General features: G+C 62.8%; 8 protein-coding genes and 2 pseudogenes. 4 read left to right on the top strand and 6 right to left on the bottom strand.

The window, feature by feature from the left end; genetic code table 11:
- Positions 1-34 precede the first annotated feature (34 nt).
- On the top strand, positions 35-805 hold the full coding sequence (locus ACQR3U_RS21460) for a helix-turn-helix domain-containing protein (protein ID WP_230811397.1): 771 nt from the start codon (positions 35-37) through the stop codon (positions 803-805).
- A gap of 101 nt (positions 806-906) precedes the next feature.
- Here the strand turns inward: ACQR3U_RS21460 and ACQR3U_RS21465 are convergent, their stop codons facing one another.
- The 4 genes from ACQR3U_RS21465 to ACQR3U_RS21480 all read right to left on the bottom strand — a co-directional run bounded on the left by ACQR3U_RS21465 (position 907) and on the right by ACQR3U_RS21480 (position 8,035).
- Positions 907-1,488: a hypothetical protein gene (locus ACQR3U_RS21465; RefSeq protein ID WP_230811396.1), complete on the bottom strand. Its 582-nt coding sequence runs from the start codon at positions 1,486-1,488 to the stop codon at positions 907-909.
- Between the two features lie 288 nt (positions 1,489-1,776).
- Entirely contained in the window at positions 1,777-2,865 is a 1,089-nt protein-coding gene (locus ACQR3U_RS21470) for a hypothetical protein (protein ID WP_230811395.1), read from the bottom strand.
- Complete coding sequence (gene drmB, locus ACQR3U_RS21475; protein ID WP_230811394.1) at positions 2,862-4,736, bottom strand: DrmB family protein; 1,875 nt, start codon at positions 4,734-4,736, stop codon at positions 2,862-2,864. The genes ACQR3U_RS21470 and drmB overlap by 4 nt, the downstream gene beginning before the upstream one ends.
- Positions 4,733-8,035 carry a helicase-related protein gene (locus tag ACQR3U_RS21480; protein WP_230811393.1) on the bottom strand — a complete coding sequence of 1,101 codons (3,303 nt, stop codon included), beginning with the start codon at positions 8,033-8,035 and terminating at the stop codon, positions 4,733-4,735. Before ACQR3U_RS21480 ends, drmB begins: the two co-directional genes overlap by 4 nt.
- Before the next feature lie 124 nt (positions 8,036-8,159).
- On the opposite strand from ACQR3U_RS21480, the gene ACQR3U_RS21485 reads away from it, so the two are divergent.
- Positions 8,160-9,452 carry a sigma-70 family RNA polymerase sigma factor gene (locus ACQR3U_RS21485; RefSeq protein ID WP_230811392.1) on the top strand — a complete coding sequence of 431 codons (1,293 nt, stop codon included), beginning with the start codon at positions 8,160-8,162 and terminating at the stop codon, positions 9,450-9,452.
- 53 nt (positions 9,453-9,505) lie between these two features.
- Here the strand turns inward: ACQR3U_RS21485 and ACQR3U_RS21490 are convergent, their stop codons facing one another.
- Positions 9,506-10,789 (bottom strand): IS256 family transposase, encoded by a 1,284-nt coding sequence (locus tag ACQR3U_RS21490; RefSeq protein ID WP_230811391.1) that lies wholly within the window; start codon positions 10,787-10,789, stop codon positions 9,506-9,508.
- A gap of 296 nt (positions 10,790-11,085) precedes the next feature.
- Here ACQR3U_RS21490 and ACQR3U_RS21495 point away from each other — a divergent pair.
- Positions 11,086-11,208, top strand: a pseudogene (locus ACQR3U_RS21495) (IS110 family transposase); the annotation flags it as partial.
- A 10-nt stretch (positions 11,209-11,218) separates the two neighbouring features.
- Here ACQR3U_RS21495 and ACQR3U_RS21500 read toward each other — a convergent pair.
- Positions 11,219-12,587, bottom strand: a pseudogene (locus tag ACQR3U_RS21500) (ISL3 family transposase).
- Between the two features lie 399 nt (positions 12,588-12,986).
- Here ACQR3U_RS21500 and ACQR3U_RS21505 point away from each other — a divergent pair.
- Positions 12,987-14,198 carry a NaeI family type II restriction endonuclease gene (locus ACQR3U_RS21505; RefSeq protein ID WP_230811608.1) on the top strand — a complete coding sequence of 404 codons (1,212 nt, stop codon included), beginning with the start codon at positions 12,987-12,989 and terminating at the stop codon, positions 14,196-14,198.
- Positions 14,199-14,471: the final 273 nt, after the last annotated feature.

A 14,471-nucleotide genomic window follows, 5' to 3' on the forward strand; every position in this document is an offset into this window, starting at 1 on the left:
ACGGGCCGGATGTCCGACTGATCAGGAGTCGAACGTGGGTCAGAATACCCTGGCTGGCGGCGTGCGTCGTGGACCGCGCCTGGCCAGCAACTTCACCATCCTCAGCAACGCCGTCATCAACGACGAGCGCCTGTCCTTCCGAGCGCGCGGTGTGCTCATCTGGCTACTGTCCAAGCCGGACGACTGGCGTACCCGATCCGACTCGATCGCAGGCCAGTCGCCGAAGGAAGGGCGCGACGCCATCCGCTCCGCTCTCCGCGAGCTGGCCGAGCTCGGGTACCTCATCCGCGAGAAGATCCAGAACGAGCGCGGCCAGTGGATCACCATTCAGACAATCTACGAGGAGCCGCATGTCCAGCCGGGGCCTGAAAATCCGACCCGCGGTAACGCGGACATCGGAGAGTCAGGCGGTCTTTTAAGTACTGATTCACCAAGGACCGAAACCAACCGCACGTCCCAGATCTCGAACGCATCGCAAAGTCCCGAGGTCGCCCGGTTGGCGGCGGCATGTAAGCAATCCGGGCTGACAGCGACATTCGCGTACCTCAGTCCGGATGCCGTAGCCGCGATCGAAGCGTTGATTGCGACGCACGGCGTCCCGACGCTGGTGGCGGCAGCGAAGGCGGTGCATCGCCCCAGTGATCCGATGCGCTACGCACATGCGTGGCTGCCGATGTGGCAAGGGTTCCCCGTTGATCATGCGAGGCCGACGAAGTGCGGAACGTGCGACGAGTACGGGTGGTTGCCGGACGACGAGCACGGGAGGGCAGTGAAGTGCCCCTGCCGGGCACGTCAGGCGGCATAGCTAGGCATGCCCGAGAGATCTACTTCCTGTTTGATCATCCCAATCGGGCAAACAGTGTATCGGACCGGCCGGTTGGAAGGCTGCGACGCGGAGGGCGTCGGTCAGCTCGGTGTGCGTTGCGTCGACCGCGGTTTGCTTGCTACGCAATCGTGTTGCCACGCAGTCTCGGCGGCGCCGCGCACAACTGAAGCGGTGCTGTCAAATCCGTCCTTCAATTGGTGGAGGACTATCTCCATCTGATCGAGCTCCGCAACGACATCGCCGTCCCGGACCGTCGTTCCGAGACGGAATCGGCCCAGCACAGTTCCGTCCGGTGTCCGTACCTGATAGTGCTGTCGTGTCGTACCGAGGTCGTCGAAGTCGGTCCACTCGAAACCGGTCGGATCCGGTGTGGGATCTGTGACCGTGACACCGGTAGTCACCGTGACGGGTCGGGATGCGAGACGCGAATCATCGAACGCTACGCGGGAGGAGAGGAGGAATCTGTCGCGCAGGACGATAGGCTCGATGCCGAGCCGGCGAGCCAATCGTTGAGCGGCAGGGTGTGAACCGAAGGAACATCCGACCATGCCTCCTTCGATGTTCGCCGCAACCTGGATGATGTCGAGCGAGGCTTCGAAGTATTCGAGCACAGAGGTTGCCCCCCTTATGGACCGCAGCGAGGGGTCGACGACGAGATCCACGATGCATCGAGAGCTTCCGGGGCGCATCACCACCACCGCCGCGAGCCGGGGTCGGACCGGGCGGGGCGTGCCCCATCGGTGCAGCATCGTCCGCATCTCGGCAGTAATCCATCGTGCCGGTTCGCGGACTACCGTGAGACCCGGTCCTCGCTGAGGGCGGAACCAGATAACCGAGCCTCCGCCGAACCGGGGGCGATCCAGTTCACCGGTTCAGCGCTAGAGCGGGGTGGACCTGTCCACCGGGGACACGCCAAACAGCATTGCGCGACCGTGTCACGGACGAGCAACTTACGAGACGTAAGTGACACCCTCGAGCGTCCGAAGCAACTGTTCTGCCGCGCCTTCGTCGAACCACGCTAGGTGAACACTCCCTCGTGCACTCGCGACCGCACGATAGAGCGGGACACGATGCGCTGGCGCAGTCACGTCATCCACAACCGAATCGAGCTCCGCTATCACGATCTTGTCGAATTCCACTCCACAGACCAGATTTTCGCGAATCAAGGTCACTCCGGCCCCGGAGGCGCGTTGCTTTAGCTGCCCAGTCCGTTTCGGCCAGATCGGCGTGAATGCCTTCTCCTCAACCGCCCGACGGAGATACTCACTCAACAACTGGAACCGGCCCTCGGTGCGACACGTCACCGCGATCCGCTGCCCCCGAGACACCCGCGCCAACGCCGCCACGATCCGTGCAAGCTCCCGCTCGTCGATAACCCCCTGTGCGGTCACCGCGCCCCGATCACTCATACCCTGCACCGCAACCGGGAGAACACGGTCGGGGACGAGTGAGGATGCGAGCCGAGCTTTCGGCCCGTTCCACCGATGACCCATTGTCAGCGTCGCCCGAGACTGCGGCTGGTACGCCTTCTCGACCGCTGCCACCGTCGCCTGCCCGGCGGCGAACACCACGCTGGGGTCATGCAGAATCGTGGACCTCTTCGCGAACATTGCTGTGACCTGGTGGAACTCGGGTGGCATGTCGTGTGCATCATCGACGATCAATGCCCAGGCCCCCGGCGTCGCCGCCGAGGTCGGGCGTCGTTTCGCCACCGCCACTAGCGCCTGCATCCAGAACTCGGGTCCCTCAGCGCCGCTGCCACGCAGCCCCGGCACCATCAGATCCAATAGCTCCCACTGCGTCATGATGCGAGCGGCGTTCTTGTTGATAGAGAACCGGCGAACCATACATACCTTGCGGAGCTGATCCGGCACCACGACCAGAGGGGTGTCCCCGGCGGCACGGTGCAGCAGCGCACGATATACCGCCATCGCGGTCTTGCCCGTCCCGGGACCTCCGGTCACAAGCTGCGCCCCGGTCATCGGCAACGCCAGCACCGTGTCCTGTTCGGTGACGAGCTCGGCGTAGGTCGGCCTCATCGCGGCCCCACCAAACGCGCGGCCGCAGCCTCGGACGCATCAAACAACCCATCGAAGAACCCTACAGTCCGGTTCGCATCCACCACCAGCAACCGATCGAGGAGGTGGTTGCCGCACTCGCAGCTCGTCTCAGACACATAGCTGCACGCGTGGCACGCCGCATGTCCAAGCCCGTCGAACCCCGCCCCAAACTGCTCCGAACACAACGGATCCGACGAACACCAAGCAGCCTCCTGCAGCGTTTCGAGCAGCACCCGCAACAAATTCGGGGCCTCGCCCTGCCGGACGAGGCCACCGAGTGTGCCCTCCGAGTCACCCGCTGCAGTGTAAATCAACACCCCATTCATCTCCGCCGAGCCGTCAGGACTAGACCGCGAATACAACCGTTCCCGCAGCGACGAGACTCCATATCCGGATTCGAAAGCGAGCCGCCGAATCAGCAGATGCGCCAGCGTGTGCAGGAGCAGAAAACGAGGCGACAACACAGGACCGGTCGTCCGCTCGAGGTACCCACGAAGATGAGAATCGTCAAGATTATCGGCGAGGTGCCGGACCCTGCGCTGCACTTCAGGCCGAGTCTCCCAGGCGGCAAGACGGTCAGCGTTCAATGACAGGAAAATGCCCTCACCGAACACCTCACTTGCCGGCAACCTGCTCAATGCCGTCCCCCCCTCGACGCCGCGCCGCCCGTCCGCGCGGACGAACCCGTCGAGGCGGCCCGGGGCGAGCCGATGAAACCCCTCGAGGACCCGAACCTCACGCAACCTGTCCACAAGGACCACCGACCCGAAATGGTCCTCGGCGAGCTCGCCGAGGGCATCCCCGCCACCGCCGATCCCGAGTCCGACCCGACGGGACACGAAATCCTCCGTCACCAACCCGTCCGGGGCGCAGAACACAGCCCACTCTCCGGAAATCAACCCGTGTACGTCGGTTGTCGTCGCCGGAACGCTCGCCTCCCCGGAAAGTACTCCGCGGACAAACTCCCAAGGTTGCTCGACGTCCACGACGAGTCGCTCTACTATGCCGACCACAACGTCCTCGTCGAGGGTATGGCCAGCTTCAAGAAGGTTCGCGATTACTCCGTAGTACAGGGATCGCCGGATCGTCTCGGCAGCCTCTGACTCACCGATGTCTGAGTTATCGGACGGAACTTCGATCGACGTCCACAGGGTCGGGTAATATAAGTTGCTCGCCCCCCGTTGCAACGCCCGCGGCGTCTCACCGCACTCGCTGCCGCCACGATCCCAAGGATTGCGGCCGCGGCACGAAACTCCCATACTATCAATCGAATTCGACTCAGTAATGCTAGCGAGTGTGTTGGATGCCCCGCATGCCCCGCACCGAATCTCCACCCCTTCGAGGCCCGCCGACAGCGAATCGGCTACCGCGTCAAAGTACAGTTCCGTCCGCTGCTCACACTGCCGATGCGCCTGGGTGCCCCGAAAATGGGCATACCACTGCCAGTCTACGTCGTCGAGATGCCCCGCCGCGCACGCCTGGACGATCCGCATGGGCACCAGCTGCGGGTGCGCAGGACACCGCGAACACCGCGGCACCTTCCCCCGTTCTTCCATTCCCTTATGCCACTGCACCATTCGTCGACACGACTTGCAGAACAACCACGCCGGGAACCGAATGAAGGGCACACCACCAGAGTCGGTCGAGTACACCTTCTCCGATTCATCCGTTCTCGGCGTCACCAACTTCGGACCACCGAGCAGCGCACGCAATCGCTCCGAAGAGACCTCGTCGAGCGCCTTCAACCAATGCGAGGTGTCCGCGGCAACGAACGACTCACCGTTGATGTCCAGAATCGCACCCACGCCATACGGCGACACGGTCTGCGCCAGACGCAAATTGCGCTTCACTTGCGGCTCCTCTTCGGCGTGCCCAGCACATACACCTCACCCTGACGGTCAACATTGCGCATCGACCGCATCGTCGGCACCCCGTGACTGCCCTTCCAAAAATCCCTCAACAACCGCGCATCGTCATCGACCGTCGACGCGAAATGCAACCGACGACCCGACGCCTCCGCCGCCGCAGCCGCCGAACACCACTCGTCGAGGAAGCGTTCGAGCTCCAGACGCACATTCGCCGACTCCCTCCGATCGACACGATCGGCAACCTCCACGAGCTGATCTATCATCGCACGGGCATCCCCATCGACTTCCCGAATCCGATCAGCATCGACACCGTCCCGCAGTCCGACCTTGTGCCGCATGATGATGACAAACGCCGCATGCAACGCCCGTGCCCGCGACGGTGCCGAATACGGCGTCACACTCGACGGCTCGACGAACCGATATAAGGAACTGTGATACGCCCGGAACCCCTCGTAATGGGACCGATCCCGCGGCCGCGTCGGTCTGAACAGCCCAACCACCAGGCCAGGATCGCGGCGCCCAACACGGCTCGTCGCCTGAATGTACTCGGCCGTCCCCTTCGGCTGACCATTGACCAGCATCAATCCCAGCCGTGGCACATCCACGCCCACCGAGATCATGTTCGTAGACGCAAGCACATCCACACAGCCTTGTTCACCGACTGTCTTCGACAGCCGCTCGAGCAAAGCCGGCTGCTCGCTGCGCCGGATGTTCGACGTCAGCTCCTCCACCTCGACGCGGCGCGCCTCCGTATCGAACATCGTCGCGAGCCGCGCCGGAATGTCATCACCCGCCATCGTCACCGTGCGACCAAGCTCCCGCAGCGACCCGTGGTATACCACCTGAGTCCAAAACAGGTCACGTTCGGGGCCCTCTAGACCGAGCGCGATGGGTGCCTGCAGCAACGCCGCCGACGTATGCACCGTCGCCGAATCGGACGTATGCCCCTGCGCCATGATCCCGACGTACGTCCGGCCCGCCGCAGTCAGGTCGGTGCGGGCGAAGAAGCTGTCGCTCTCGTCGAGCCCAGGCGGCGGGAACACCGCCATCCGCCGACCGTACAAGCCGAGCACCTGCTCACTCGCACGCCGCACGGTCGCCGTACTTGCAACCACCTTCGACGGCCGCCCACCCGTTTCACACAACATTCCGATTGCATGCTCGTACAGACCCACCGTCGTACCGAGCGGCCCGGTCAGCAGATGCAACTCGTCCTGAATGATCAGGCTCGGCGGCAGAAACTCCCCACCATTACCGAAGAAGCAGCCACCGCGACCCTCCCAGGCGAGGTCAGCGAACTTGTCCACGGTGCCGAGGACGAACGATGGCACCTTCTGATACAGATCCTGATCCACCACATGAACAGGCAGCACATCGTGGAACTCACAATCGACCCGCGGGCACTTGAAAGTGAACTTGGTGTTGTCCGCGACAATGCCGTAGTCCGCGTCGCGACGACTACGCGTACGCGGCACGATCTCCGTTCCACACCAGGGGCACCGCTCAAGAAGGAACACATCCTCTGTCTCCTGCGCGTGCCGCAGGTCCGTGAACAATTCAGCCGCCTTACTGAGCTTGTTCGGAGTGGTTGCATCACCCACCCACAACCCGATGGAGAACGGACGCTCCCCGAGCGCACGGTCACCCTGCCGTCGGAGCCATTCGCACGCCAACACCATCCCGGCCGCACGCTGGAACTGCTGCGTCGTGAGCAGGCTCAGGGTATATCGACTCAGCACGGCCGTGCCCGCACCCGCGGCACCCTCAACCAAACGGCGCCGGATCATCTCGAACGCCGCGAGCAACAAATACGCCTCGGTCTTACCGCCCCCGGTGGGAAACCACAGCAAATCCACCGTCTCGCGATCCTCGTCTTGGTCGTCGACGAGACCCCCGACGACAGTCAGGAAGAAGCCCATCTGAAACGGACGCCAGCTCCGCGCACTGCCATCAGGCGCGGTGAGATCCGCGGGCTCGGACAACGCACGCCGAACCCCCGCCAGCTCCGCGCCACTATGAACGGCCTGCAGCAACATGGCACGGTTCGCGAGCACGAACGCCTCGAACGGTCGATCATCCGGACCGCTCGTCAACACATCCACCCCACGACGCATCCGGCCGAGCGTCGACGAAATGCGGCCAAGGATGCGGCCTGCGGCAGCTGCATCACGGCCACCGAGGTTCGCCGCGGCGACCGCGAGGTCGTTCGACCACCGCTCGTACGAATCGACGAGACCGAGGAGGGCGGCGCGCACCACGTCGCGATCATCGTCCGCGTACGCGAGGTAACGCTGATCCACCGCTCTTTCATCGACATCACCGGCGGGTGCCACCGACGGAACCGTGTACTGCGGCAGCACATCCGCCCACACGTGATCCACGCTGTCGCCGGTGACGCCCCACATCGCGGCACAACCGTGGCCAACGGCAAACGTCCGATGCGCTCGGAACCTCAACGCAAGCTCGTCCGCCTCCTCGTCAGCGACGACAGCACTCGCCGACGGATATTCCAGAAACTTTCCATCACTACATCGAATGGACAGCCCACACTGGAACAACTGTTTGTCCCACAACCCCTCCGGTTTGCTTCCACTCGGGGTCTGATGGCCGTTGCGCAGGGTGATGGTGACCAACGCTCCGGCCGGCACAGGCCGCCATTTCACATCAATAATCCCGGCACCGCTGAGGACCGGAAAAGTCCCTGCCCCCGACACCGAGACAACCTCATCCTCGGCAGGCTGATGAACCCATCGCCGCTTCTTCCCTCCGATATCGCGAACCGTACCAACGTTGCCGACACCCGTACCCAACGACTCCACCGAATCAATGCCGGAACCGGTCGAACCTGGACCGGTGTCCTGGCCCGCCGAACCCGTCACGGTCAGATACCGCGACGCCGTCACACCAACAGAGAGGGAGGACGCGGTGGTGAACGCGGTCAACCCCAGCGACGACGGCAGGTAGCTTGCGGCCGGGGTGCGCTCCGGTTCCAAGTCCTCAACGGCCGTGACGGGATTCAGCGTGCGATTGAAGTCGCCGGTGCCATCTTCCTGAACATCGTCAACGAGCCCTGTCGTCCGAACAGATGACTCTCGACCACCCGACTCGGGAAACAGCGTGCCCATCAGATACCGGCGGTTAGGCGGCTCCCAGATGACCTCGCCTGCACCGCCTGCAGGGCCGACAAGCTCCCGCCGCAGGTAACTGACCAGCTCGTTTCGGACCGACACAAAGTCCGGTTCGGTCTCGCACTCACTCATTTCCGCCATGCCTTTCTGCACCGGTACCGTGCACATTACGGTGTCGCAGCACCCCGATCGGCACAACACAACGCTCGAGGTGTCAGTGTCAGCTGTAATCATCAGACGTCGAAACACTGAGCAGGCCCACCGAAACGAGACGCACATGACCGTGGCACCATCCACCTCGTCACGACTCACAGCGCTACTCCGGGTGCACCTGCCGACCGTCGCCAATCATGCAGGCTTCGCGGACACGCTCGCGGACCTCCTTGGCACCGAACGAGTACCGCGGTCCGAGGTGGAAAAGCTCCTCAACCGGAAGCCACCACCGCCACCCGTCGTAACGCCACCCATCACTTCGGTGTCGGCCACCGATCCGTCCGAGGCTGACGACGATTTCGATTTCGACGCCTATCTCGCCGCCCGGGCGAAGTACTCCGCCGACGGTCACAGCGGGGACACCCTCACGCACTATTTTGCCGACATGCGCCGATTCCGTCTCCTCCGCCCGGAGGAAGAAGTGCAGCTCGGAAGGGCAATCGAACTCGGTCTCGTCGCGCAACACCGCCTCCACGCAAACCCGTCGTCGCCCGATGCGGAATACCTCCGCCTCATCGAACTCGAAGGCCACCGCTCCTACGAAACCATGATCACCGCGAACCTCCGCCTGGCTGTATCGATTGCGCGGCGCTACCAGAATCGAGGTCTTTCCTTCGAAGATCTCATTCAAGAGGGAAACATCGGTCTCATTCACGCGGTCAAGAAATTCGACTACCAAAAGGGGTTGAAATTCTCGACCTACGCCACGACTTGGATTACACAACACATCACCCGGGCAATCGCAGATTACGGACAGCTCATTCGCACTCCGGTGCACTTCTACGAAAAGATGACCAAGATCCATCGAGCAGCGGCCGCCATCGAATCGGAGGTAGGTAGACCACCCACCCTGAGCGAACTCGCCAACCTCACCGGCCTCACCACCACGGAGATCGACGAAGCACGAAAACTCGATCGAAAACCCATCTCCCTCAGCACGCCACTCGGGGAGAACTTCGACCTCGCCGCCACCCTGAGCGACACGCACTGCTCGACGCCATGGGAAGGCTCCGGCGACCAGGGATGGAGCTGGGACATCATCGATCGAAATATCTCTTACGACGACATTCTCGAATCACTGACATACTGTGATCAGCGTGAGCGAGAAATCGTTCGCCTCCGCTTCGGGTTCGCAGACGGAGTCCCGCGGACACTCGACGAGATCGGCCGCGATCACGGCGTCACCCGGGAACGGATCCGGCAGATCGAGTCGAAGGTTCTCAAGGTATTACGAGAGTCCCTCGAACGAATGTCCCGCTTCGACTACGAACCACTCGACGAGGAGGAGCTGGCGAAGCTACGAGGACGAAAGGCACGTCCGAAGACCTCGAAGAGGTCGTCGACCAGGACACCCTAATTCGCCGACCCTCCGGGTCTGTCAAGTTAACGGTGTAACTGGTTGAACTGTAGCTACTTTCGTCCAGCGGACAGGCGTCCGTCGAAGGTGATCTCGAAGGCGTTCAGTGCTGCCTTCCAGCGGTTGGACCAGCGTTGGCGGGCGGTGCCTTTGGGATCGAGGCTCATGATGGCCAGGTACACGCATTTCAGGGCCGCGGCCTCGGTCGGGAAGTGACCGCGGGCCTTGACGGCCCTGCGGATTCGGGCGTTGACACTCTCGATGGCGTTGGTCGTGTAGATGACCTGTCTGATGGCGTTGTCGAACTGCAGGAACGGCACGAACTCGGCCCAGGTGTTGGTCCAGAGCCGGATGATCGCGGGATAGCGTTTCTCCCATTTGTCGCTGAACTCGGCGAACCGGTCCAGCGCGGCCTGCTCCGACGGCGCGGTGTACACCGGTTTGAGGTCCTTGGCGATCTCGGCCCAGTCCGTGCGGGAGGCGTAGGCGTAGGTATTGCGGAGGAGGTGGACCACGCAGGTTTGCACGATGGTCTGCGGCCACACCTGCCCGATCGAGTCGGGCAGATGCTTCAGACCGTCGCACACGACGATCAGCACATCCTGCACACCACGATTCTTCAGCTCCGACAACACCCGAAGCCAATACTTCGCCCCCTCCCCGTCGCCGTGCTCGCCGGCCCATAATCCGAGGATGTCGCGGGTGCCGTCCACAGTCACCCCCATCACGACGTAGATCGGCCGGTTGGCCACGTTGCCGTCGCGGATCTTGACGTGGATGCAGTCGATGAACAGCACCGGATACACCGGGTCCAGCGGCCGGTTCTGCCACTCGGCCATGCCGTCCATCACCCGTTCGGTGATCGTCGAGATCGTCTGCTTGGACACCTCGGCGCCGTAGACCTCGGCCAGGTGCGCAGAGAGCTCACCGGTGGTCAGTCCCTTGGCCGACAGCGAGATCACCATGTCCTGCACCCCGGTCAGCCGCCGCTGCCGCTTGGCCACGATCTTCGGCTCGAACGAGGACTCCCGGTCCCGGGGTACGTCGAGCTCGACCGGGCCGGCCTCGGTCAGCACGGTCTTGGCGCGTCTGCCGTTGCGGGAGTTGCCGCTGCCCCTGCCGGCCGGGTCATTCTTGCCGTAGCCGAGGTGGTCGTCCATCTCGCCCTCGAGGGCGGACTCCACCACCAGCTTGGTCAACTTCGCCAGCAACCCGCCCTCGCCGGTGAGCTGGAGGCCTTCGGCCCGCGCCTGATCCACCAGTTCCTGCAGCCGGGCATCGCTGACACCCACAGGTGCCGAGTTCGATTCGTCCTCACGATCAATCACATCGGTCATGGTGGTGCATCTCCTTTCAGAGTTACACCGTTGTTCTTACAGTCCCGACCCTCCCGGGAATGTCACCTCGGCCAGGGTCACGCCCAGTTCGAGACAATGCGAAATCGCCGACGTCGTACGGATGATCCTTGAGTGTGTCGGGTCCGGTAGAAAAGTGAGCTCGGGCGGGTTCTAGGCGGTATAGGTAGCCCCGGCGTTGAGTCAGGGGTGCGGACCGGGTCCCTCTCAACCATGTTCGTGGGTTACCGAGCAGGATTCCCCTTGCCCGGCCTATCAGACAATGATGCGAGGCCCCGGTGTTCATCGAGCGTACGAGCGGCGGACTGGACGTGCACGCACGTTCGGTCGCAGCAGCCATCGACAGCGTCACCGGCGAGGCGTTTCAGGCCAGGCTGACGCCGTCCTTCGAGCCTATTCGGCTCTTCGCGGTTAGCAGTGGCATTGGTGCCGGCTGGATGTGCTCCGCCGGGAGCGGCGAGTGCACGCCCACCGTACCCGGCGGCGTTGGTTCTCCGGGGTACGGAACCCGAACGCGATGCGGCCGACGTGCTTGACGATCCGGTTGTAGCCCTCACTGCGCGCATTCGACAACCCGGTGGTGATCGCCAGGATCATCGGTTCCTGCCACGCCGAGACGGTCGCCGCCAGCTTGCCGATCTCCGGGACACGGCACGCCGCGCAGAACGTATAGAACCGGTACAGTCTGTCCCGGATCTCATGGCGAAGGCCACCACGATCGGTGCAGCGCAACACATCGCGCAGTAGTTCTTTGGCGATCCATGCCGCAGCGATGTCCCCGTGCGGATCCGCGGCGGTCAGCTTCTCGAACAGGGCCGATCGTTGTTCGGTGGTCAGGCGTTCGGAGGCCCGCAACAACCGTCGTCGATTGATCCACTCGACATCACTCTTGCGGCCGCGCCGACCCCGCTCGGCCTGGGTCACTCTGCGTCGGACGGTATCGACCATCTCGTTGGCCTTCTTGACCACGTGGAACCGGTCCACCACCAGTTGTGCGTGCGGCAGTGCCTCGCGCGCCGCCTTCGCGTACACCCTCGACATATCGATCGCGACATGGGTGATCTGCGCCTTCCATGCCTCGTCGCGGGCGTCGAACCAGTCGATCACCACCGCCGAGGTGCGTCCGTTGACCTGCGCCAGCAACCCTTGATCGCCGGTCAGATCGACCAGTCCGGTGTCCCACCGATCCACCCACGACCGCACACCGGTGTCCGGATCGGTTTCCCATCTCGCCTTCCCGCGCCGGGTTTCATCGATCCCGAGCACCATCACCGCCTCGGGCTCGCCGGTCAGGGCAGCGTCGGCGACCACGACGAGGTGCTCGTGGACGGTGTGCCAGGCGCACCCGTAGTCGCCCGCGACCGCGGCGACCGACCGGTCCCCATCGAGGACGGCGTCAACCAGCAGCACCTTCGCTCGGGGCGTGACCCGCGCCCGGGACGGCACCCCCGGCGTCGACTCGATGAACACCTCACGGACACAGGAGATATTGGTGCACAACCATTTCCGTTTCCGCCACACCAACAGCGGACGGTCGGGTCCGACCTGCACATCCCGCGGTCTGGTGGTGACCCAACCCTTCGAGCGCGATGACTTCTGCCCGCACTGCGGGCACACCCCGACCCATTCGGGTGCCGTCGCGATCTGCACGATCCGGCTGCCCTCGACCGTGCGCTGCACCGACTCGACGATGACGCCGTCGAGATCGAGCAGCAATGAACTACCGTGGTGCATGCCCGCGTTCCTTGCTGTCCTGGATGCCTGAGAACACCCAGCTCACAAGGGCGCGGGCCCTTTTTCAATCACCGACACGGCAACGGGGTCGGACAGCATCACGCCCCTACCAAGTGCGAAGAGCCGCATATTCGGTCCTGGATCGTGGAGCTACCGGGGCAGTCCCGGGCCCGATTGCAGTGGTCTACGAGGCCGGGCCGACAGCTTCGGCTTGTATCGATATCTGTCCGGAGCGGGAATCCGATGCGAGGTCGCTGCGCGACTGGTGTGGTCATGACAGTTGTTTGCCGAGGTTAACGGCGGACGAGCTTTCGCCAGCCGTATATGTCGATGCGCCCACTCGCGATCAGCGCTACCTGTCGGGTCCGCAATGTAGCCTCATGGGACTAACGGCGTTGCCCATACCGAATGAACGAGTGTGCTCGCGACCTGCCATGCTCGCACCGTGACCAACGATGGCTGTCTTTTCGACGTAGAGACCACCCGGGACTCGGGGGACCGTGTGCAACCGCTCGAAGCGCGCGCCACAAGTATGCGACGCACACGGAACATGTTCAGAAAACATCCTGCGCCGACGGTGCCGATGTCTAGGGCCCGCTTCCGCCCGACACATAATCTCCTCGCCCCGCCTCCTGATCTTGGGCATATAGTTGCCTTCTTCGAGGCTTCCCCCGATGGACGTGAGCGTTTTCGATGGACGCTGCGAGACTCGCTCGATGAGGCGCTCGACGGCCAGCGCACTGGCCGGTGGTGCTATCAGCACCTTCGGAAAACAGAAAAGACTTATCTAGGCACTGCTATCGAAATCAATTTGACTCGCGAATGGGAAATTCCTGACGGTAAAGAACTCGATTGGAGCATTCTCGGCACCGAAGTTGACTGCAAATTCTCCCGCGATATCGGTGGTTGGGAAATTCCGATGGAGATGTATATTTGTTCCGATCATGGGACACAGTCAGCAACAGAGGATCATCCCGCGCTTCTTGTCTGGATGAATGATGACACAAACGAATGGGCGGCCGGGATTCTTCGCATCACCGATGATGGTCTTAGGTGGCGTCGCAGCCAAGATGGTGCGCGCGTGCGTGCCTACAATCGCGATAACAAGCGGCGTATTACTGAGGATGCCCTAGAACGCGTGTACTGGTTGTGGGGTGGAATCCAGTCTGATTTGCCGCCCAACCTACTCCTCCACCTGCCGCATTCAGTCCGCGACGACGTCCTTGCACCCGGTTCAAGCGGTCAAGGCCGGGTAGATTCACTGTTTCGTAACGTGCAAAACAGGCTGATCAACCGAAGTGTCGTGCTCACTGTAGGGCAACAGGACGATGCGCCAAAACGAGTGCGTGACGCTCGTGCTCGCTTGAGACGCGAAGGAATTATCATCCTCGGGCACGAACAACACCATCAATCCGTCGCGATCTCCCTCGGGCTCGACATTCCGCATAAGGGATCATGGATCTCGACCCGCGTAACTCCCGTGTCAAACGATGAAGACCGTGCTCGATTCTTCCTCGACGGACAGTGGTGGGCCCAGGCCACAAAAGAGGATGACGTAGTCGCTGCGCCGGAGTTCAAGGGCTGGGACCAGATTCGGTTCGCTGATAGACGTGAAAAGCAAGCGTGTCGCCTGGACATTACATGGGGCCCTAAATGATCCGAACCGATCCTCGCTCCGCTGCGCGTCAACCTTCGATCGCTATTGGTATCAGTTGCTGATCCGACATGGGCTCGTAACTCGCATCGCGACGCGCAGCGCTGCGCCGTCGTTACGCTCGCTTGATGCAGAATTTCATCAAGCATGTTCCAACAAGACGCTGCCGTCTTTGCCGGCTCTTCACTATGGATCTCGTGGACCGGTTGGTCTGACTCCTTGATGGGCGTGACGGTCTCGGCTCGGTGGGCGCAGGATGGGTCTGGTGGGCGGGTC

This window comes from Rhodococcus sp. IEGM1339, from assembly GCF_050321925.1.
In the GTDB taxonomy this organism is placed as follows: Bacteria; Actinomycetota; Actinomycetes; order Mycobacteriales; family Mycobacteriaceae; genus Rhodococcus; species Rhodococcus pyridinivorans.